Raw genomic sequence first — 21,639 nt, 5'->3', positions numbered from 1 at the left:
GTTGACTCGTACGGATAACAAGATTCCATTAGCCACGCCCGCTGACACCGGGCCAACGAAGAACTTTGAACCATGGCCACTATCCACGTAGACGGCAAAGCGCTCGAAGTCGATGGGGCGGACAACCTGTTACAGGCATGTCTGTCACTAGGCCTCGACATCCCGTATTTCTGCTGGCACCCCGCTCTCGGTAGCGTCGGTGCCTGTCGCCAGTGCGCGGTCAAGCAGTACACCGACGAGAACGACACCCGTGGTCGCATCGTCATGTCCTGCATGACCCCAGCCACCGACAACACCTGGATCTCCATCGACGATGAAGAGTCCAAGGCCTTCCGTGCCAGTGTTGTGGAATGGCTGATGACCAACCACCCCCACGACTGCCCGGTCTGTGAGGAAGGCGGTCACTGCCACCTGCAAGACATGACGGTGATGACCGGCCACAACGAGCGCCGTTATCGCTTCACCAAGCGTACCCACCAGAACCAGGACCTCGGCCCGTTCATCTCCCACGAGATGAACCGCTGCATCGCCTGCTATCGCTGCGTGCGTTTCTACAAGGACTACGCCGGCGGCACCGACCTGGGTGTCTACGGCGCCCACGACAACGTGTACTTCGGTCGCGTTGAAGACGGCACCCTGGAAAGCGAATTCTCCGGCAACCTCACCGAGGTCTGCCCGACCGGTGTGTTCACCGACAAGACGCACTCCGAGCGCTACAACCGCAAGTGGGACATGCAGTTCTCGCCGAGCATCTGCCATGGCTGCTCCAGCGGTTGCAACATCTCCCCGGGCGAGCGCTACGGCGAGCTGCGCCGCATCGAGAACCGCTACAACGGCTCGGTCAACCAGTACTTCCTCTGCGACCGTGGCCGCTTCGGCTATGGCTACGTCAACCGCGAAGACCGTCCACGCCAGCCACTGCTCAACGACGGCACCAAGCTGAGCCTGGACCAGGCGCTGGACAATGCTGCCGACCTGCTGCGCGGACGCAACATCGTCGGTATCGGTTCGCCTCGCGCCAGCCTCGAAAGCAACCACGCGCTGCGTGAACTGGTTGGCGCCGAGCACTTCTACTCTGGGATCGAAGCCTCCGAACTCGAGCGTATCCGCCTGGTGCTGCAAGTACTCAAGGACAGCCCGCTGCCCGTACCGACCATGCGTGACATCGAAGACCACGATGCGGTCTTCGTCCTCGGTGAAGACCTGACCCAGACCGCTGCACGCATGGCCCTGGCCCTGCGCCAGTCGGTCAAGGGCAAGGCCGAGGAAATGGCCGACGCCATGCGCGTTCAGCCGTGGCTCGACGCTGCAGTGAAGAACATCGGCCAGCACGCGCTGAACCCGCTGTTCATTGCCAGCCTGGCTGAAACCAAGCTCGACGACGTCGCCGAGGAGTGTGTACACGCCGCTCCCGACGACCTGGCACGCATCGGCTTCGCCGTGGCCCACGCCATCGACGCCAGCGCACCCGCCGTCGAAGGCCTGGACAGCGAAGCCCTGGAGCTGGCCAAGCGCATCGCCGATGCCCTGGTTGCCGCCAAGCGCCCACTGGTGATCGCCGGCACGTCCCTGGGCTCCAAGGCCCTGATCGAAGCCGCGGCGAACATTGCCAAGGCCCTGAAGCTGCGCGAAAAGAACGGCTCCATCAGCCTGATCGTGCCGGAAGCCAACAGCCTCGGCCTGGCCATGCTCGGCGGCGAGTCCCTGGACGCCGCCCTGCAAGCGGTGACCGACGGCCGCGCCGACGCCATCGTGGTGCTGGAAAACGATCTGTACACCCGCACTGATGCCGCCAAGGTCGATGCGGCCCTGAACACCGCGAAAGTGGTGATCGTTGCCGACCATCAGAAGACCGCCACCAGCGAACGCGCCCACCTGGTTCTGCCAGCGGCCAGCTTCGCCGAAGGCGACGGCACCCTGGTCAGCCAGGAAGGCCGCGCCCAGCGCTTCTTCCAGGTCTTCGACCCGCAGTACCTGGACGCCAGCATCCTGGTTCACGAAGGCTGGCGCTGGCTGCACGCCCTGCGCGCGACCTTGCTGAACAAGCCGGTGGACTGGACCCAACTGGACCATGTGACCGCCGCTTGCGCCGCCAGCAACCCGCAGTTGGCCGCCATCGTCGATGCCGCCCCGTCCGCCGCGTTCCGCATCAAGGGCCTGAAACTGGCTCGCGAACCGCTGCGCTACAGTGGCCGTACCGCCATGCGCGCCAATATCAGCGTGCACGAACCGCGTACCCCGCAAGACAAGGACACCGCGTTCTCCTTCTCCATGGAAGGCTACTCGGGCTCTGCCGAACCGCGTTCGCAAGTGCCGTTTGCCTGGTCGCCAGGCTGGAACTCGCCGCAGGCCTGGAACAAGTTCCAGGACGAAGTCGGTGGTCACCTGCGTGCCGGCGATCCGGGCGCCCGCCTGATCGAAAGCCAGGGCGACCGGCTCGGCTGGTTCGCCAGCGTTCCCCGCGCCTTCTCCCCTGCTCAAGGAACCTGGCAGGCCGTGCCGTTCTACCACCTGTTCGGCAGCGAGGAGAACTCCTCCAAGGCTGGCCCGGTACAGGAACGCATCCCGGCGGCCTATGTGGCCCTGGCCAAGTCCGAAGCCGATCGCCTGGGTGTCAACGAGGGCGCCCTGCTCGCGGTGAGCCTGGCCGGCCAGACCCTGCGTCTGCCGCTGCGCATCAACGAAGAACTGGGTGCCGGCCTGGTAGGCCTGCCTGCTGGCCTGGCCGGTATTCCTCCGGTGTTCGCAGGCTTTTCCGTTGACGGTCTGCAGGAGGCGGCGCAATGAGTTGGTTTACCCCTGAAGTGATCGACGTGATCCTGACAGTCGTCAAGGCCATCGTCATCCTCCTGGCCGTGGTGATCGCCGGCGCGCTCTTGAGCTTCGTCGAACGTCGCCTGCTGGGCTGGTGGCAGGACCGTTACGGTCCGAACCGCGTTGGCCCGTTCGGCATGTTCCAGATCGCCGCCGACATGCTGAAGATGTTCTTCAAGGAAGACTGGACCCCGCCGTTCGCCGACAAGGTGATCTTCACCCTGGCGCCGGTGGTGGCCATGAGTGCCTTGCTGATCGCCTTCGCGATCATCCCGATCACCCCGACCTGGGGCGTGGCAGACCTGAACATCGGCCTGCTGTTCTTCTTCGCCATGGCCGGCCTTTCGGTGTATGCGGTGCTGTTCGCCGGCTGGTCGAGCAACAACAAGTTCGCCCTGCTGGGTGCCCTGCGGGCTTCGGCCCAGACCGTGTCCTATGAAGTGTTCATGGGCCTGGCGCTGATGGGCATCGTGGTGCAGGTCGGTTCGTTCAACATGCGCGACATCGTCGAGTACCAGGCGCAGAACCTGTGGTTCATCATTCCGCAGTTCTTCGGCTTCTGTACCTTCTTCATCGCTGGCGTGGCCGTGACTCACCGTCACCCCTTCGACCAGCCGGAAGCGGAACAGGAACTGGCCGACGGTTACCACATTGAATACGCCGGCATGAAATGGGGCATGTTCTTCGTTGGCGAGTACATCGGCATCATCCTGATCTCGGCACTGCTGGTCACCCTGTTCTTCGGTGGCTGGCACGGTCCGTTCGGCATCCTGCCGCAACTGTCCTTTGTCTGGTTCGCCCTGAAGACCGCGTTCTTCATCATGCTGTTCATCCTGCTGCGTGCCTCCATCCCGCGCCCGCGCTATGACCAGGTGATGGACTTCAGCTGGAAATTCTGCCTGCCGCTGACCCTGATCAATTTGCTGGTGACCGCTGCGGTTGTGTTGTTGAACACGCCTGCGGGCGCGGTTCAGTGAGGATTTGACCCATGTTCAAATATATTGGCGACATCGTTAAGGGTACTGGTACCCAGTTGCGCAGCCTGGTGATGGTCTTCGGCCATGGCTTTCGCAAGCGCGACACCCTGCAATACCCCGAAGAGCCGGTGTACCTGCCACCGCGCTACCGTGGCCGCATCGTGCTGACCCGCGACCCCGATGGCGAAGAGCGTTGCGTAGCCTGCAACCTGTGCGCCGTAGCCTGCCCCGTAGGCTGCATTTCGCTGCAGAAAGCTGAAACCGAAGACGGTCGCTGGTACCCGGACTTCTTCCGCATCAACTTCTCGCGCTGCATTTTCTGCGGCCTCTGCGAGGAAGCCTGCCCGACCACCGCGATCCAGCTGACACCGGATTTCGAGATGGCCGAGTTCAAACGTCAGGACCTGGTTTACGAGAAAGAAGATCTGTTGATCTCCGGTCCCGGAAAGAACCCTGACTACAACTTCTATCGTGTTGCAGGTATGGCCATTGCCGGTAAGCCAAAAGGCTCCGCGCAGAACGAAGCCGAGCCGATCAACGTGAAGAGCTTGCTGCCTTAAGGAAGAACGATGGAATTCGCTTTCTATTTCGCGTCAGGTGTTGCGGTGGTCTCCACGCTTCGAGTGGTCACCAATACCAACCCTGTGCACGCCCTGCTCTACCTGATCATTTCGCTGATCGCCGTGGCGATGACCTTCTTCAGCCTCGGCGCACCGTTCGCCGGTGCCCTGGAAGTGATCGCCTACGCCGGCGCCATCATGGTGCTGTTCGTGTTCGTGGTGATGATGCTGAACCTGGGTCCTGCCGCCGTCCAGCAAGAGCGCATCTGGCTCAAGCCGGGCATCTGGATCGGCCCGGTGATTCTCGGCGCCCTGCTGCTGGTTGAACTGCTGTACGTACTGTTCAGCCATCAGAGCGGTGCCGGCATCGGTCAAACCACCGTCAGCGCCAAGGCCGTGGGCATCAGCCTGTTCGGCCCTTACCTGCTGGTGGTCGAACTCGCCTCGATGCTGCTGCTCGCTGCAGCCGTCACGGCGTTCCACCTGGGCCGCAACGAGGCGAAGGAGCAACCCCATGCCTGATATCTCTCTGGGTACTATCCCAATGGAACATGGCCTGGCAGTTGCCGGCATCCTGTTCTGCCTCGGTCTGGTCGGCCTGATGGTCCGCCGCAACATTCTCTTCGTATTGATGAGCCTGGAAGTGATGATGAACGCCGCAGCGCTGGCGTTCATCGTTGCAGGCGCCCGCTGGGCGCAGCCGGATGGACAAGTGATGTTCATCCTGGTGATCAGCCTGGCAGCCGCCGAGGCCAGTATTGGCCTGGCAATCCTGCTGCAGCTGTATCGCCGCTTCCACACTCTCGATATCGACGCTGCCAGCGAGATGCGCGGATGAACCTTATCTTTCTGACCTTCGTGTTTCCCCTGATCGGTTTCCTGCTGCTGTCGTTCTCCCGTGGACGTCTCTCGGAAAACCTCTCGGCCCTGATCGGCGTCGGCTCCATTGGCCTGTCGGCCATCGTGGCGGCCTACGTGATCTGGCAATTCAACGTCGCACCGCCTGAAGGCGGCCACTACACCCTGGTGCTGTGGCAGTGGATGGCGGTAGAAGGCTTCACTCCCAACTTCGCCCTGTACATCGACGGCCTGTCGATCACCATGCTGGGCGTCGTGGTCGGTGTCGGCTTCCTGATCCACCTGTTCGCGTCCTGGTACATGCGCGGTGAAGCCGGCTATTCGCGGTTCTTCTCCTACACCAACCTGTTTATCGCCAGCATGCTGTTCCTGGTCCTGGGCGACAACCTGTTGTTCCTGTACTTCGGCTGGGAAGGCGTGGGCCTGTGCTCCTACCTGTTGATCGGTTTCTACTACAGCAACCGCAACAACGGTAACGCGGCGCTCAAGGCCTTTATCGTCACCCGTATCGGCGACGTGTTCATGGCCATCGGCCTGTTCATCCTGTTCCAACAACTGGGCACGCTGAACATCCAGGAACTGCTGGTGCTGGCACCGCAGAAATTCCAGGCCGGCGACTTCTGGATCACCCTGGCGACCCTGATGCTGCTGGGCGGCGCTGTCGGTAAATCCGCGCAACTGCCCCTGCAGACCTGGCTGGCGGACGCCATGGCCGGTCCAACCCCGGTATCGGCATTGATCCACGCCGCCACCATGGTCACCGCCGGTGTCTACCTGATCGCCCGTACCCACGGCCTGTTCACCCTGGCGCCGGAAATCCTCCACCTGGTGGGCCTGGTCGGCGGCGTGACCCTGGTACTGGCCGGCTTTGCTGCGCTGGTGCAGACCGACATCAAGCGCATCCTCGCCTACTCCACCATGAGCCAGATCGGCTACATGTTCCTGGCCTTGGGCGTTGGCGCCTGGGATGGCGCGATCTTCCACCTGATGACCCACGCCTTCTTCAAGGCCCTGCTGTTCCTTGCGTCCGGTGCGGTGATCGTTGCCTGCCACCACGAGCAGAACATCTTCAAGATGGGCGGCCTGTGGAAGAAGCTGCCACTGGCCTACGCCAGCTTCATCGTCGGTGGTGCGGCCCTGGCGGCCCTGCCGCTGGTGACCGCGGGCTTCTACTCCAAGGACGAAATCCTCTGGGAAGCCTTCGCCAGCGGCAACCATGGCCTGCTGTACGCCGGCCTGGTGGGTGCGTTCATGACCTCGCTGTACACCTTCCGCCTGATCTTCATCACCTTCCACGGTGAAGCCAAGACTGAAGCCCACGCCGGTCACGGGATTTCCCACTGGCTGCCCCTGTCGGTGCTGATCATCCTCTCCACCGCCATCGGCGCCATGATCACCCCTCCGCTGCACGGCGTACTGCCGCAAAGCATTGGGCATGCCGGTGGCGAAGCCAAGCACAGCCTGGAAATCGCCTCGGGTGCCATCGCCCTGGCCGGTATCCTGCTGGCCGCCCTGTTGTTCCTTGGCAAGCGTCGCGTTGTGACCGCCATCGCCAACAGCGGCATCGGGCGTCTGCTCTCGGCCTGGTGGTTCGCCGCCTGGGGCTTCGACTGGATCTACGACAAACTGTTCGTCAAGCCATACCTGGCCATCAGCCATGTACTGCGCAAGGACCCGCTCGATCAGACCATCGGTTTGATCCCGCGTATGGCCAAGGGGGGCCACAACTCCCTGAGCCGTACCGAGACCGGTCAACTGCGTTGGTACGCCGCCTCGATGGCAGCCGGTGCCGTGCTGGTCATCGGCGCCATTGTGCTGGTAGCGGTCTGATATGAACCTTGCGAACTTGCGAAAGGAATTGAGCCCGTCATGATTCTGCCTTGGCTAATCCTGATCCCCTTCATCGGCGGCCTGCTGTGCTGGCTGGGTGAGCGCTTCGGCGCCACCCTGCCACGCTGGATTGCGCTGTTGACCATGACCCTGGAACTCGCTCTCGGCCTCTGGCTGTGGGCCCACGGTAACTATTCATTTGCTCCGGCGCCCGGCGCCGATCCAACTTGGGCCATCGAGTTCAAGCATGTCTGGATCGAGCGCTTCGGCATCAACGTGCACCTGGCCCTCGACGGCCTGTCGCTGTTGATGATCCTGCTGACCGGCCTGCTGGGTATCCTCTCGGTACTCTGCTCCTGGAAAGAGATCCAGCGCCACGTGGGCTTCTTCCACCTGAACCTGATGTGGATCCTGGGCGGCGTGGTCGGCGTGTTCCTCGCCCTCGACCTGTTCATGTTCTTCTTCTTCTGGGAAATGATGCTGGTGCCGATGTACTTCCTCATCGCGCTCTGGGGTCACAGTTCGGCAGACGGCAAGAAAACCCGGATCTACGCGGCAACCAAGTTCTTCATCTTCACTCAGGCTTCCGGCCTGATCATGCTGGTGGCGATCCTTGGCCTGGTGCTGGTGAACTTCAACAACACTGGGGTCATCACCTTCGATTACGCCCAGTTGCTGAAGACCAAGATGTCCACCACAACCGAGTACATCCTGATGCTCGGCTTCTTCATCGCCTTCGCCGTGAAGCTGCCCGTGGTGCCGTTCCACTCCTGGCTGCCTGACGCTCACGCCCAGGCACCGACTGCCGGTTCCGTGGACCTGGCGGGCATCCTGCTGAAGACTGCGGCCTACGGCCTGCTGCGTTTCGCCCTGCCGCTGTTCCCCAATGCCTCGGCAGAGTTCGCACCGATCGCCATGACCCTGGGCCTGATCGGGATCTTCTACGGTGCCTTCCTGGCGTTCGCTCAGACCGACATCAAGCGCCTGATCGCCTTCTCCAGCGTGTCCCACATGGGCTTCGTGCTGATCGGCATCTACTCCGGCAGCCAACTGGCCCTGCAGGGCGCCGTGATCCAGATGCTGGCGCACGGTGTTTCGGCAGCCGCGCTGTTTATCCTCAGCGGCCAGCTGTACGAGCGCACCCATACCCGTGACATGCGGGAAATGGGCGGCCTGTGGTCGAAGATCGCCTACCTGCCGGCCATCAGCCTGTTCTTCGCGGCCGCGTCTCTAGGCCTGCCGGGCACCGGCAACTTCGTCGGCGAGTTCCTGATCCTGATCGGCACCTTCGCCAGCGCGCCATGGATCACTGCGATCGCCACCTCTGGTCTGGTGTTCGGTTCGGTCTACTCGCTGATCATGATCCACCGTGCCTACTTCGGCCCGTCCAAGTCGGACGCGGTGCTGCACGGCATGGATGCTCGCGAACTGATCATGGTGCTGGGACTGGCGGTACTGCTGATCTACATCGGCGTGTACCCGCAACCGTTCCTCGATACCTCTGCCGCCACCATGCATGGCGTGCAGCAATGGCTCGGCACCGCCTTCACTCAACTCGCTTCGGCCCGGTAAGAGCGCTATGGACTTTACCATTCAACACTTTATCGCCCTGGCGCCGCTGTTGATCACCAGCGCCACCCTTGTGGTGGTGATGTTGGCGATCGCCTGGCGTCGCAACCACGCCCAGACCTTCCTGCTTTCGGTGGCGGGTCTGAACCTGGCATTGCTGTCGATCTTCCCAGTCCTGAAAGTCGCCCCCCTGGCGGTGACTCCCCTGCTGCAGATCGACCAGTTCGCCTGCCTCTACATGGCCCTGATCCTGGTGGCCACCCTGGCCTGCGTTACCCTGGCCCACGCCTACCTGGGCGACGGCAGCAGCGGTTATCCGGGCAACCGGGAAGAGCTGTACCTGCTGATCCTGCTGGCCGCCGCCGGTGGCCTGGTACTGGTCAGCGCGCAGAACCTGGCCGGCCTGTTCATCGGCCTGGAACTGCTCTCGGTACCGGTCTATGGCCTGGTGGCCTATGCCTTCTTCAACAAGCGCTCCCTGGAAGCCGGCATCAAGTACATGGTGCTGTCGGCCGCCGGTTCGGGCTTCCTGTTGTTCGGCATGGCCCTGCTCTACGCCGAGGCCGGCAGCCTGAGCTTCAGCGGCATCGGCCACGCCCTGGCCGCCACCGGCCTGCCAAGCCCCCTGGCGCAATTGGGCCTGGGCATGATGCTGATCGGCCTGGCGTTCAAGCTGTCGCTGGTGCCCTTCCACCTCTGGACCCCGGACGTCTACGAGGGCGCTCCTGCTCCTGTAGCCGCCTTCCTGGCCACCGCCAGCAAGGTAGCGGTGTTCGCGGTGCTGGTGCGTCTGTTCCAGCTGTCGCCAGTGGCCAGCAGCGGTGTCCTGAGCAACGTGCTGACGGTCATTGCCATCGCCTCGATCCTGGTGGGCAACCTGTTGGCGCTGACCCAGAGCAACCTCAAGCGTCTGCTGGGTTACTCGTCCATCGCCCACTTCGGTTACCTGCTGATCGCCCTGGTGGCGAGCAAGGGCCTGGCCATGGAAGCCATCGGTGTGTATCTGGTCACCTACGTGATCACCAGCCTGGGCGCCTTCGGCGTGATCACCCTGATGTCCTCGCCTTACAAAGGCCGTGACGCCGACGCCCTGTACGAGTACCGCGGCCTGTTCTGGCGCCGTCCGTACCTGACCGCCGTGCTCACCGTGATGATGCTGTCCCTGGCCGGTATCCCGCTGACCGCAGGCTTCATCGGCAAGTTCTACATCATCGCCACTGGTGTCGAAGCGCACCAATGGTGGTTGGTGGGCTCGCTGGTCATGGGTAGTGCCATCGGCGTGTTCTACTACCTGCGGGTGATGGTGACCCTGTACCTGATCGAGCCGAACCTGCGTCGCGTCGATGCCCAATTGCACTGGGAACAGAAAGCCGGTGGCGTGATGCTGCTGGCCATTGCGGTCCTGGCGTTCTTCCTCGGCGTCTACCCGCAGCCGCTGCTGACCCTGGTCCAGCACTCGGGCCTGGCCGGTTGATGGCTTAGGCTTCAACGCAACAAACACAACGGCACCTTCGGGTGCCGTTTTGCATTTCAGGGCCCCGCCCTCCCCTCTTCCCGCTACAACTCGGAATTGCCCTTCCTGTCGCTGCGGCCTGGTCCGACATTCAGCCCGAGGCTGGCGGCATAAACTGTTGCCAGATCAAACGCAGCGCTCAACGGGACTTGACCACAGCTGCGGCGCCCTCCAATGTATACGCAGGAAGCGTAGGATATGCATGCTCTGTTTATTGAACTGCCGGCATTTCAGCGATACCGAAAGGACTTCCTTGATGACGAGCTGTTCTGCGAACTGCAGATCGAGTTGCTGCAACACCCCCATGCAGGTGTCCTCATTCAAGGCACCGGTGGCTTGCGCAAGATGTGTTTCGTCGATGAGCGACGCAACAAGGGCAAGCGTGGCGGGCTGAGGGTGATTTATTACTGGTGGTCCGGAGGAGCGCAGTTCTGGCTCTTTACCTTGTTCGACAAGGACCAGCTGGACGACCTGCTAGCACCGCAGCGACAACAGCTCAAACAACTGCTGGAACGTGAAATCGAGGCCAGAAGACATGACCAAACGTGACATCTTTTCCGAACTGGTAGAAGGCGTCGACGCCCTCACCCAGGAACGCCAGGGCAAGATCACCCTGCGCAGCCATAAAGTGAAGCTCGACAAGCTGCCGCCCATCACCGCCGCCGAGGTGATGAACATCCGCCAGCAACTCAACCTCTCGCGGTCGGTGTTCGCCATGTACCTGCGAACCAACACCCGCACCCTGGAAAACTGGGAACAGGGCCGGGCCACGCCCAACGCCCAGGCCACCACCCTGATCCGCCTGGTGGAGCGCTTTCCCGATACCGTGGAGCGCCTCGCCTCACTGGCCTGAGCAACCCACCCTTTTCCATGGGCAACAAAAAACCCGCACCAGGCGGGTTTTTATCTGTACGCCGAAATGCGTAACTGTGCGCTAACCCCAGTAAATACAGCGATGTAAGATGGCGTAATGTGCGTAGCGGTATGTAGCTATACGCCAAAATCCGTGTAGAAATGTGGAGCTGAGTGTGGGGCTGTTGCAATGAGGGAGCTAAATCCGAAGCAAGTCGAGCACCTAACCGAGCCGGGTAGATACTCGGACGATGACGGGCTTTATCTGGTAATTAAGGCAGGAGGAAACAAGTCTTGGCTGTTGCGCTACCAACTCAACGGCAAGCGCCGAGATATGGGCTTGGGACCGTATCCAGCGGTAAAACTCAAAACAGCAAGGCAGGCAGTCGCATTACTACAAAGCATTCCGCGCATTGCTGGCAGCCCATATCTATTTCCTGGCTCCGGCAGCAAGTCTGGCGTCATGCACATCGGTGCAACCTTCAATCTGCTTTGCTCAATGGGACTACCCGACATAACCACCCATGGTTTTCGCGCTACCTTTCGTACCAGGGCGATTGAATGCACCGACTACCCGCGTGAAGTATGTAAGTTTGTGCTAGCACACGATGAACGCGACCAGACAAAGGCTGCCTACAGTCGTAGCAACTTGCTGGAAAAACGCCGGGACCTGATGCAAGCATAGGCTGACTACGCCACCACCGCGCCATCGGAGAACGTAGTGCATGGCATTTTCGGGAGGGATGGCGCATGACTGACGCCCCAATGTGGATGATCGAGTTGATATGATTTTGGCTCAAGCCAAGTTCGCCCCCGAAGCAGCAGCGGAAGCGGTACGGTGGATGGTCATGAGTCTGCGTAAGAGCGGAATGATGTCGCAAGGGCTGGCCGATCATCTAGCCGACGCAATAGAAACCAGCATGGGCAAGGCCATCAAGTACCGCGCCAAAGCGCTCACAAACGAATTGGGACTGTGAATCGATCCGACTCACATGCCTAAAAAAAGCGACGGCGGAGCGGCCGGATATTCCGAACGCGCTGGATCGGGAGTTCACCGTGTCTGCGCCGAATGAGGTCTGGTGCCGTGATATCACTTATGTCCGGACAGAAGGTCGCTGGCACTACGTGACGGTCGTGATCGACCTTTTCACCCACCGCGTAGTGGGCTGGGCGCTTTCATCGAGGCCCGATACCTACCTGGTAATCAAGCCTTTGGACATGGCATATGAACAGCATAGTCGCCCCAGAATGTACTGTTTCACAGAGACCAAGGAAGCCAATACAGTAGCCGAAGCTTTCGCCAACGACTGTAGCGTTATCGCCTCACATAAAGCATGAGCCGGCGTGGAAACTGCTAAGACAACGCATCGATGGACCGGTTGTTTCGCAGTCTGAAAACGTAGTGGATACTGAGCGTGGGCAACATGAGCGCATCGCTGGCATAGAGGATATCGGTCGTTTTTTGATGCAGAGGTGCAACTGGCAACGGCCATATCACTTCAACAGCGGGCTGGCACCCGCCGTGGCCGAGGAAAACTTAACGCAGTATCCGGGATTAGTTGACCACTACACTTTCACCCGGGGGCTGTAGACAAAAACACTAAAGCGAGCGGTTCCCCGACAGCAAAGTTCCGAAGTATTCTACCGAAGTAGCTTGCGGTCGATATTCAGGTACCTAGCGTAACCGCGTATAGTGCTCCCGGGCGTTGGTTCTGCGCGCTAGCCGTAGCCCCTTGCGCGTAGCTGAACAACTATTTTTTGTGATCGACAAAGGGCTTGATCCGGCATTAATGTCCAGCTAGGCAGAGCCAGCCTGAGAGGGGTGGAGACCTTATTATTTCTTACGTAATTGATTACCTCTTTAAGGCTTTAGCCTATCAACATCAGTACTATTTTACTGAGGCGGCCCACTGTATCCAACAGCAGAGCGAATTCTACCAAAACTCTAGGAAGAGCCCTTGCTGCCCGAGTATCAACTATAATTATAGACCGCCACGAATTACTGAACCACCACAATACAATCCGCCTCGGAATGTACTCTAAAACAAATATTGACCACGGTAAATTCGAATGCTACCAAGCCCTAAAATCGCAGTTGTTATACCAAGCTACAAGGTAAAAAAAAACATCTTAAGCGTAATTGAGGCGATTGGCCAAGAAGTTACCAGAATCTATGTAGTCGATGATTGTTGTCCGGACGGGACAGGTGATTTTCTAGAGAATAACTGCAATGATGGGCGTCTTCTGGTAATTCGTCATATTGAAAATCAAGGCGTTGGTGGCGCAGTAATGACCGGGTACCAAGCAGCCATAGATGAGGACGTGGATATCATCATCAAAGTGGATGGTGACGGGCAGATGGATCCAAGACTAATCCCGAGTCTAATTTCCCCCATCATTGATGGCAGAGCCGACTACACTAAAGGAAATCGATTCTTTGACCTTGAAGAAATTCGTGCTATGCCAAATTTACGCTTATTCGGTAATGCCGCTCTATCGTTTATGACGAAGCTGTCATCTGGATACTGGAACTTATTCGATCCGACCAATGGGTTTACTGCCATCCACACTAATGTTGCGAAAAGCTTGCCATTTAACAAAATAAGTCGTCGTTACTTCTTTGAAACTGATATGTTATTCCGATTAAATACACTGCGTGCTGTAGTCGTGGACATACCCATGAGTGCTAAATACGGCGACGAAATCAGCAATCTAAAAATATCTAAAATTATTGGAGAATTCTCTATTAAGCATGCTAGAAATTTTGCCAAACGGATATTTTATAATTATTACTTGAGAGATATGTCTCTTGCCTCAATTGAACTTCCGCTGGGTTTGGGATTTTTATTATTTGGACTAATTTTCGGAACTTATCAGTGGGCAAATTCCGCAAGTACAGGTTTACCCTCATCAGCTGGGACCGTAATGCTTTCCGCTTTACCCGTAATTATCGGACTGCAACTTACACTAGCCTTTCTGGGTTACGATATAAACTCCGTCCCAAACAACCCACTACAAAAGTTCAAAACCAGTTCCAGCGTTAGAAAAAACAATGGAGTACAAAATGCAAAATGAAGATAAAGCCTGGATTGAATACAAGAAAAAATTCTCAGAGCTTTATGATGACTCAAACTATTCGAGCCCGCTCCAGTCGTTGGTTATGCGTGCAAGTCATAAACTTGTCGAAAAAGCATACGGCGACCAATCGCAATTTAAACGAGTTCTGGAGATTGGCGCCGGTACAGGCGAACATGTTAATTTCGTTCGTCACAAATTTGAAGAATACACGCTATCTGACCTAGACCAAAAAACGCTTGATGTCGCAAAGAACAAACTTTTAAAAAAACACAGCAATAAATTGAAATTCGAATGCCAAGAAGGTAGCGAATTAAAATATGAAGATAACAGTTTTGATAGGCTGATAGCGACTCATGTCCTAGAACATATCTACCAACCACACCTCGTATTGAAGGAGTGGACCAGAGTAGTGAAAGACGGAGGTGTGCTATCAATTTTGATTCCAACAGATCCTGGTCTTGCTTGGCGACTTGGTAGGCACCTAGGACCACGAAGGAATGCAATGTCTCAAGGCATCGCATACGACTACATTATGGCAAGAGAGCATGTAAACTCATGTCATAATCTTATTGCAATTCTGAGGCACTACTTCCCCGACGCTAAGGAATCTTGGTGGCCATTTTCCGTGTCGTCAATTGACCTGAATTTATTTTTTTCATTTCACGCCACCATTCACAAACAAGAGACTATAAAATGATTGCCTATGTTGTCGCTTTTTTCTGCGTATTAGGCTTGGCCATCGGGCAACTGCTATTCAAACTAAGCTCTACGGCGCTTGCTTTGACTGGTACTTTATTCTCATTAAGATCGGCCATACCATTAATTGCTGCTATGTTTATTTATGGCATCACATCCGTAGCATGGGTTTGGGTTTTACAGAAGGCAGAGCTTGGTCGGGTATATCCAATGATGGCATTGGCTTTCGTTTTTGTGCCACTGGGCAGCCATTTCATATTTGGTGAGCGCTTTCAGGCACAATACTTCATTGGGTTAGGAATGATCGTGGCCGGAATTATAATTACTATTCGAAGCTGAGCCACTTTGACAGTTCATGATGAGGGTACATATTTTTATATTTCTGGATTTTTAGTAATCTCTCTACTCACCACCCCATCTTGTGCTTTTTTACTCGTTAAGAATATTTTTTATTGGCCAATTTCTTATGAAAAATAACGTCTTCAAAATTGATAGCCCTCGTCAAGACCCGAGAAAAAACAGCCAAGGTCTGGGGGCAGAATCTTTCAATGATCCCTGCGAAAAGATATTACGCACCATCATTTCTGCTTTCTTAATTGCATTTGCTGGGTGGACCATCTCGGCACAAGCTTGCGTATTGCTTGGTTGGAATATAAAAGACCTTCTGATTCTCGCTCCTCTCGTAATCACTCCGTTATTTGCAATATACGTTTTTTTGCCGAAGAGACACAAGCCAGATGCTCCCAGCAGAACTGCGATATCAAAGCAGTACAAACTAAATTGCAAACATGCACTCCCACTCACTCTAACACTTCTTATTGCGTTGCCAGCAACCCTATACTGGTCATGGATAGTATTCTGGGCCCTCTCTATATTACTACTAATAGCCAGCCTTATTTCGCCAGAGTTAGAGCGGCCATCAAAAACCTTAAAAACCACTAAAACAGAAAGCAAACTCTCTCCCCTAATAATTTCACTAATTGTAATTCTTGCGATTTTAATTTCTTACTCAGTTTCGAGAAATGACTTGGATGACTCATTTTACGTAGCAATTGCAGCATTTTCATCGTCAAATCCAGAGCACAGTCTTCTTGCAGGTGACCCAATGCTTGGGGAAACTGGGCTACCTTTAATTTTTCCAAGTTATCGCTTTGCTTCTTTCGAATTACTTTCGGGCGCTTTGGCGTACTTACTTTCAGTTCCATCAATGGATTTTTATTATATTTACTTTTTGCCTGTATGGGTTATTGCAAGCATAGCTGCAACTTTTTTATTAACAAAAGAGCTAATCCCCAAGAGTTGGATTTTAGCTGGATCAATAACTTTTCTCCTGACTTTACTGCTCGGAGAGATGCATCGCAGCGCAGCAAATTTTTCATTTGTTCGTCTTTTTCAAGGGAAATCTGTTTTCTTATCTGTAGTTGTTCCAGCCATTTTCTACCTTACAGCGCGCTTTTTTTCCAAGCGAGGCACTAGTAATGATTTATTTTTATTGGCTTGCTGCCAAGTGACAGCTATCGGCTTATCTAATTTTGGAATGCTCGCAGGCCCAATCGCAGGTTTTGGAGCTTTAGCATCTAACATTCCGCTGGCGTTAAAAGGCGAGAAGAGCAAAGCCTATTATGCACTAGCTATATTATTTATCCCTCTACCTTATCTGATTAATATTGCCCTGCAACTCAAGGGATCACCAGTGATGGACTTTGGGACAGAAACAGCAGAGGACGTATGGACTTCTGTATTCGGAACCCATCAGCAATATTTGGTAGGAATTCTCCTTTTGGCCGGCCCAATTCTGGCCAAGGATAATATAACAAAATGGAGATTGGCTGTTCCTCCTTTTATATTTTTTGCGATCTACCTTAACCCGTGGCTATCCGACTTCATATCAAAGCATGTAACAACTCCTCCAGTTTATTGGCGCATTGCTTGGTCTTTCCCTATCATAATTTTTTCTGCAGTATCTTTCTGCATGATTGCAACCGAGCTATTTAAACAAAAGCCGTACCGATTGCTTCTTGCGCTACTGTCAGCAATTGTACTTGGCTTGATATTTTTATCGCTCCCATATAATACACTTCGTTCGGGTAACATCGGTACAATTGAAAATTTTGCAGCTTGGAAAATTCAAAGCTCCGATCTTATTGTTGCCCAGAAAGCCGTTGCTATAGATCAAAGGGATGGAATGTTGCTCGCACCAGATGAAATAGCTGGTGTCATTTCGAGATTTGAAGAGCATCCTCGACTCGTGAGTACCCGGGGGCTATATTTAGATCTTTTGAGACCCGCCATAGGAGATGAAAAATATAAGAGAAGGCGTGCCTTGTATGATTTTGTGACAGGTAAAATCGAAGGAAATGGTGAGTTCGTACAGACCGCCCTCCAATCTTTAGATATTTCATTAATCATATTACACTCAAATAACGCAAGCTCCTTAGCTATCAACCTTCTAAGCAAAGAAGGATACAAGAAGAAAGACTCGATTAATGGCTATTCTTTTTGGATGAAACAAAACTAATTGATAGCCGACAGCTCTATGGGGGCACATATGAAAAATAGCTGTCCTGTTTGCAATGGAATTCTTGCACCGGGAATCCAAGCCTGGCACTTCGAATGCACAACTTGCTGTTACGAGAAAGGCAATTTACAGCCAACAATTAATGACTCATCATCGCATGAGCTTATTAATGAGACTGAAAGAGAAATAGGCCTTCGTGAAATTCGGGTTAGTAATTTCAATAAATTACTTGGTGTCATCTCTAAGCTTCAGCCTACAGGGGGGAAGTTGGTGGATGTTGGCTGTGCACATGGCTGGTTTGTAGAGGCCGCCATGATGAAGTTTGATGTACTTGGCATTGAACCTGACGAGGTGGTATTTAAATCTACCGCCGCAAAAGGTCTTCCAGTTCGTAGAGGTTATTTTCCCGACGCGCTGGAACGTTTTGAAACTTTCGACGTGGTGGTTTTCAATGATGTGATTGAGCACATACCGGATATCGACAACGTGCTGACGGCATGTCATGAGCGCTTAAACGAAGGCGGCCTATTAGTCCTTAATTTGCCAAGTAGCGCCGGGATTTTTTACAGACTATCCAGGCTTTTTTGTCGGATAGGTAAGCTCGGATTTTTCGAAAGACTCTGGCAGAAGGATCTGCCCTCGCCTCACGTTCACTATTTCAACAGCAAGAATCTTTCGGACCTACTAAAAAATAGAAATTTCGCTGTGATCAAGTCCGGGACGCTCCCTACTCTTGGACTAGAAGGTCTTTACACCAGAATTTCCTATACCGGAAAGCTGGGAACAATCTCCAAGGTTTTGATTTACTGCACGATCGCCACTGCTTTGCCGATTTTGCGGCTCCTGCCGAGTGATATCATCTATGTCGTCGCAAAAAAAATTAGGCCAGGTCGCTACTGATAGAGTGTAGCTTGATGCCGATGTGCAGCTAGACGGGCACTGCTATCTGCTTGGCAAGCCATCAGCTCTTCACGCAAGTAATCCGTGTGAGCCTCAGTTTGGGGCTGACACCTAATGCATAATTTTAATTAATATAAAACAATATATTAAAATACAAAAAACCCGCACCAGGCGGGTTTCTTGTTGCAACGAAGCTAGGCTCAGTCAGCCAGGCGCCAGGTCGTACCGCCCTTGCCGTCTTCCAGGATCACGCCCATGGCGGTGATCTGGTCGCGGATCCGGTCGGACTCGGCCCAGTCCTTGTTGGCACGGGCCGCCAGGCGCGCCTGGATCAGCGCATCCACTTGTGCCGCATCCACCCGACCTTCAGCACCCGCCTGGAGGAAATCTTCGGCTTCCAGCTGCAGTACGCCCAGCACGTTGGCCAACTCCCTCAGGCGCGCCGCCAGACCGGCCGCTGCGTCGAGATCGCTCTCACGCAGGCGGTTGATCTCGCGCACCATCTCGAACAGCACGGCACAGGCTTCCGGGGTACCGAAGTCGTCGTTCATCACCTGGGTGAAACGCTCGACAAAGACTTCGCCACCGGCCGGGGCAACTTTCGGCAAGCCCTTGAGGGCGTGATAGAAACGCTCCAGGGCGCCCTTGGCGTCCTTGAGGTTGTCTTCCGAGTAGTTGATCGCGCTGCGGTAGTGGCTGGCCACCAGCAGGTAGCGCACCACTTCCGGATGGTACTTGTCGAGCACGTCGCGAATGGTGAAGAAGTTGTTCAAGGACTTGGACATCTTCTCGCCATTGATGCGAATCATGCCGCAGTGCATCCAGGCATTGGCGTAGGTCTTGCCAGTGGCCGCCTCGCTCTGGGCGATCTCGTTCTCATGGTGCGGGAACTCGAGGTCGCTGCCGCCGCCATGAATGTCGAAGGTCTCGCCCAGGCAGCAGGTGGACATCACCGAGCACTCGATGTGCCAGCCCGGACGCCCAGCGCCCCACGGCGACTCCCAGCTCGGCTCGCCCGGCTTGGTGGCCTTCCACAGCACGAAGTCCAGCGGGTCCTGCTTGGACTCGTCGACCTCGATCCGCGCACCGATGCGCAGGTCTTCGATCTTCTTGCGCGACAGCTTGCCGTAGCCCATGAACTTGGCGACGCGGTAGTAGACGTCGCCATTGCCTGGCGCATAGGCATAGCCCTTGTCGATCAGGGTCTGGATCATGCTCAACATGCCCGGGATGTGATCCGTGGCGCGCGGTTCCATATCCGGCTTGAGGATATTGAGGCGTGCCTCGTCCTCATGCATCGCCGTGATCATGCGCTCGGTCAGCGCGTCGAACGGCTCGCCGTTCTCCTTGGCCCGATTGATGATCTTGTCTTCGATGTCGGTGATGTTGCGCACATAGGTGAGGTTATAGCCGCTGAACCTCAACCAGCGGGTCACCAGGTCAAACGCCACCATGCTGCGGCCATGGCCGATGTGGCAGTAGTCGTACACGGTCATTCCGCAGACGTACATGCGCACATTGTTGCCATCGAGCGGTTTGAAGACTTCTTTGCTCTTGGTGAGCGTGTTGTAGATCGTAAGCACGTTAGTTCCTTGACTGAATCACTGACCCCAGGAGTCGCGCAGGGTCACGGTACGGTTGAATACCGGCTGACCTGGTTTCGAGTCCTTGAGATCCGCGCAGAAGTAGCCTTCGCGCTCGAACTGGAAACGGTCTTCCGGCTGTGCGTTGCCCAGGGAGGGTTCGGCACGACAACCAGTGAGCACTTGCAGGGAGTCAGGGTTGATGTTGTCCAGGAAACTGGCGCTGTCTTCGGCTTTCTCGGGGTTCGGCGAACGGAACAGGCGATCGTACAGGCGTACTTCGCACTCGACGCTGGCAGCCGCCGGCACCCAGTGGATCACGCCCTTGACCTTGCGCCCTTCAGGGTTCTTGCCCAGGGTGTCCGGGTCGTAGGAGCAGCGCAGCTCGACGATGTTGCCGTCGGCGTCCTTGATCGCTTCGTCGGCACGGATCACGTAGCTGCCGCGCAGGCGCACTTCACCGGCCGGCTCCAGGCGCTTGTAGCCTTTTGGCGGCTCTTCCATGAAGTCTTCACGGTCGATGTAGATTTCGCGAGCGAACGGCAGCACCCGCACGCCCATTTCTTCTTTCGGGTGACGCGGCAGTTCGAGGTTCTCGACCTGGCCTTCCGGATAGTTGGTGATCACCACCTTGAGCGGACGCAGCACGCACATGGCGCGCGGGGCACTGTGGTCCAGGTCGTCACGGATGCTGAATTCGAGCATGCCGAAGTCCACCACGCCGTCGGAACGGTTGGTGCCGACCATTTCGCAGAAGTTGCGGATGGACTTGGGGGTGTAGCCACGACGCCGGAAGCCCGACAGGGTCGACATGCGCGGGTCATCCCAGCCATTCACGTGCTTCTCATCCACCAGTTGCTTGAGCTTGCGCTTGCTGGTGATGGTGTAGTTCAGGTTCAGGCGGCTGAATTCGTACTGGCGCGGGTGCGCCGGCACCGGCAGGTGCTCGAGGAACCATTCGTACAGCGGACGATGGCTTTCGAACTCCAGGGTGCAGATCGAATGGGTGATGCCTTCGATGGCATCCGACTGACCGTGGGTGAAGTCGTAGTTGGGGTAGATGCACCACTTGTCACCGGTCTGGTGGTGATGAGCGTGGCGGATGCGGTACATGATCGGGTCGCGCAGGTTCATGTTCGGCGAAGCCATGTCGATCTTGGCCCGCAGCACCCGTGCGCCGTCCGGGAACTCGCCGGCCTTCATGCGTGCGAACAGGTCCAGGCTCTCTTCCACAGCGCGTTCGCGGAACGGGCTGTTCTTGCCCGGCTCGGTCAGGCTGCCGCGGTATTCCTTGGCTTGCTCAGGGGTCAGGTCGCAGACATAGGCCTTGCCCGCCTTGATCAGCTCCACTGCCCAGTCGTGCAGTTGGTCGAAGTATTGCGAGGCATAGCGCACTTCGCCGGACCATTGGAAGCCCAGCCACTTGATGTCGCGCTCGATAGCGTCGATGTATTCCTGGTCTTCCTTGGCCGGGTTGGTGTCGTCGAAGCGCAGGTGGGTAACGCCACCGAATTCCTGGGCCAGACCAAAGTTCACACAGATCGACTTGGCGTGACCGATGTGCAGGTAGCCGTTGGGCTCCGGCGGGAAGCGGGTCACGATCTGCGTGTGCTTACCCGAGTCCAGGTCCGCCTGGATGATCGGGCGCAGGAAGTTGACCGGAACGGCCGGTCCAGTCTTGGAATTCGAGGTAGGGTCGACAGTGGGCTTGCTCATAGGATCCTTGAACGTACAAGTGCGCGGCCGGGTGCGGCCTGACAAATCAAAACGGATATCATAGCCGATGCTGTCAAGTGCCTGACAGAGCGGAACTTTAAAACTGCGGCTATTAATAGCAGGCAAGTGAAAAAACAGCCTCGAATTTCGTGGCTGTCACGCTAAACTGCGCACC

At 56.2% G+C, this 21,639-nt stretch carries 19 protein-coding genes and 1 pseudogene; 18 read left to right on the top strand and 2 right to left on the bottom strand.

The window, feature by feature from the left end; genetic code table 11:
• Positions 1-72 precede the first annotated feature (72 nt).
• The 18 genes and pseudogenes from nuoG (at position 73) to U873_RS34915 (ending at position 18,165) form a co-directional block, all read left to right on the top strand.
• Positions 73-2,787, top strand: a complete 2,715-nt coding sequence (nuoG, locus tag U873_RS0101685) for an NADH-quinone oxidoreductase subunit NuoG (protein WP_025126585.1) — start codon at positions 73-75, stop codon at positions 2,785-2,787.
• Positions 2,784-3,791: an NADH-quinone oxidoreductase subunit NuoH gene (gene nuoH / locus U873_RS0101680; RefSeq protein ID WP_025126584.1), complete on the top strand. Its 1,008-nt coding sequence runs from the start codon at positions 2,784-2,786 to the stop codon at positions 3,789-3,791. Before nuoG ends, nuoH begins: the two co-directional genes overlap by 4 nt.
• A gap of 11 nt (positions 3,792-3,802) precedes the next feature.
• A complete protein-coding gene (nuoI, locus tag U873_RS0101675; RefSeq protein ID WP_003223795.1) occupies positions 3,803-4,351 on the top strand; it encodes an NADH-quinone oxidoreductase subunit NuoI in 549 nt (182 codons plus the stop codon).
• Positions 4,352-4,360: 9 nt separating this feature from the next.
• Positions 4,361-4,873 carry an NADH-quinone oxidoreductase subunit J gene (gene nuoJ, locus U873_RS0101670; protein ID WP_025126583.1) on the top strand — a complete coding sequence of 171 codons (513 nt, stop codon included), beginning with the start codon at positions 4,361-4,363 and terminating at the stop codon, positions 4,871-4,873.
• 7 nt (positions 4,874-4,880) lie between these two features.
• On the top strand, positions 4,881-5,189 hold the full coding sequence (gene nuoK / locus U873_RS0101665) for an NADH-quinone oxidoreductase subunit NuoK (RefSeq protein WP_025126582.1): 309 nt from the start codon (positions 4,881-4,883) through the stop codon (positions 5,187-5,189).
• Positions 5,186-7,039 carry an NADH-quinone oxidoreductase subunit L gene (gene nuoL / locus U873_RS0101660; RefSeq protein WP_025126581.1) on the top strand — a complete coding sequence of 618 codons (1,854 nt, stop codon included), beginning with the start codon at positions 5,186-5,188 and terminating at the stop codon, positions 7,037-7,039. The genes nuoK and nuoL overlap by 4 nt, the downstream gene beginning before the upstream one ends.
• 39 nt (positions 7,040-7,078) lie before the next feature.
• A complete protein-coding gene (gene nuoM / locus U873_RS0101655) occupies positions 7,079-8,611 on the top strand; it encodes an NADH-quinone oxidoreductase subunit M (RefSeq protein ID WP_025126580.1) in 1,533 nt (510 codons plus the stop codon).
• A 7-nt stretch (positions 8,612-8,618) separates the two neighbouring features.
• On the top strand, positions 8,619-10,082 hold the full coding sequence (nuoN, locus tag U873_RS0101650) for an NADH-quinone oxidoreductase subunit NuoN (RefSeq protein ID WP_025126579.1): 1,464 nt from the start codon (positions 8,619-8,621) through the stop codon (positions 10,080-10,082).
• A gap of 237 nt (positions 10,083-10,319) precedes the next feature.
• Positions 10,320-10,670, top strand: coding sequence for a toxin (locus U873_RS0101645; protein ID WP_025126578.1), 351 nt, complete (start codon positions 10,320-10,322; stop codon positions 10,668-10,670).
• The gene (locus U873_RS0101640) at positions 10,657-10,974 is read left to right on the top strand and encodes a DNA-binding transcriptional regulator (protein WP_025126577.1); all 318 of its coding nucleotides are present in this window, start codon (positions 10,657-10,659) and stop codon (positions 10,972-10,974) included. The genes U873_RS0101645 and U873_RS0101640 overlap by 14 nt, the downstream gene beginning before the upstream one ends.
• A 189-nt stretch (positions 10,975-11,163) precedes the next feature.
• Positions 11,164-11,658, top strand: coding sequence for an integrase family protein (locus U873_RS34935; protein WP_081818588.1), 495 nt, complete (start codon positions 11,164-11,166; stop codon positions 11,656-11,658).
• A gap of 100 nt (positions 11,659-11,758) precedes the next feature.
• Positions 11,759-11,950: a hypothetical protein gene (locus tag U873_RS0101635; RefSeq protein WP_025126576.1), complete on the top strand. Its 192-nt coding sequence runs from the start codon at positions 11,759-11,761 to the stop codon at positions 11,948-11,950.
• 22 nt (positions 11,951-11,972) lie between these two features.
• A pseudogene (locus tag U873_RS37120) lies at positions 11,973-12,564 on the top strand (IS3 family transposase); the annotation flags it as partial.
• Between the two features lie 479 nt (positions 12,565-13,043).
• On the top strand, positions 13,044-14,048 hold the full coding sequence (locus tag U873_RS34925) for a glycosyltransferase family 2 protein (protein WP_081818586.1): 1,005 nt from the start codon (positions 13,044-13,046) through the stop codon (positions 14,046-14,048).
• Positions 14,038-14,748, top strand: coding sequence for a class I SAM-dependent methyltransferase (locus U873_RS34920; protein ID WP_115658580.1), 711 nt, complete (start codon positions 14,038-14,040; stop codon positions 14,746-14,748). The genes U873_RS34925 and U873_RS34920 overlap by 11 nt, the downstream gene beginning before the upstream one ends.
• Positions 14,745-15,086 (top strand): EamA family transporter, encoded by a 342-nt coding sequence (locus tag U873_RS0101630; protein ID WP_029978061.1) that lies wholly within the window; start codon positions 14,745-14,747, stop codon positions 15,084-15,086. Before U873_RS34920 ends, U873_RS0101630 begins: the two co-directional genes overlap by 4 nt.
• A 127-nt stretch (positions 15,087-15,213) precedes the next feature.
• Positions 15,214-17,265, top strand: a complete 2,052-nt coding sequence (locus U873_RS36555) for a DUF6077 domain-containing protein (RefSeq protein WP_157838051.1) — start codon at positions 15,214-15,216, stop codon at positions 17,263-17,265.
• A 30-nt stretch (positions 17,266-17,295) separates the two neighbouring features.
• Positions 17,296-18,165 (top strand): bifunctional 2-polyprenyl-6-hydroxyphenol methylase/3-demethylubiquinol 3-O-methyltransferase UbiG, encoded by an 870-nt coding sequence (locus U873_RS34915; RefSeq protein WP_081818584.1) that lies wholly within the window; start codon positions 17,296-17,298, stop codon positions 18,163-18,165.
• Between the two features lie 200 nt (positions 18,166-18,365).
• Here U873_RS34915 and cysS read toward each other — a convergent pair whose 3' ends face one another.
• Complete coding sequence (gene cysS, locus U873_RS0101620) at positions 18,366-19,748, bottom strand: cysteine--tRNA ligase (RefSeq protein ID WP_025126573.1); 1,383 nt, start codon at positions 19,746-19,748, stop codon at positions 18,366-18,368.
• A gap of 18 nt (positions 19,749-19,766) precedes the next feature.
• Entirely contained in the window at positions 19,767-21,464 is a 1,698-nt protein-coding gene (locus U873_RS0101615) for a glutamine--tRNA ligase/YqeY domain fusion protein (protein ID WP_025126572.1), read from the bottom strand.
• Positions 21,465-21,639 lie beyond the last annotated feature (175 nt).

This window comes from Pseudomonas sp. PH1b, from assembly GCF_000633395.1.
Lineage (GTDB): Bacteria > Pseudomonadota > Gammaproteobacteria > Pseudomonadales > Pseudomonadaceae > Aquipseudomonas.
This window is presented reverse-complemented; position numbering and strand designations above follow the sequence as displayed.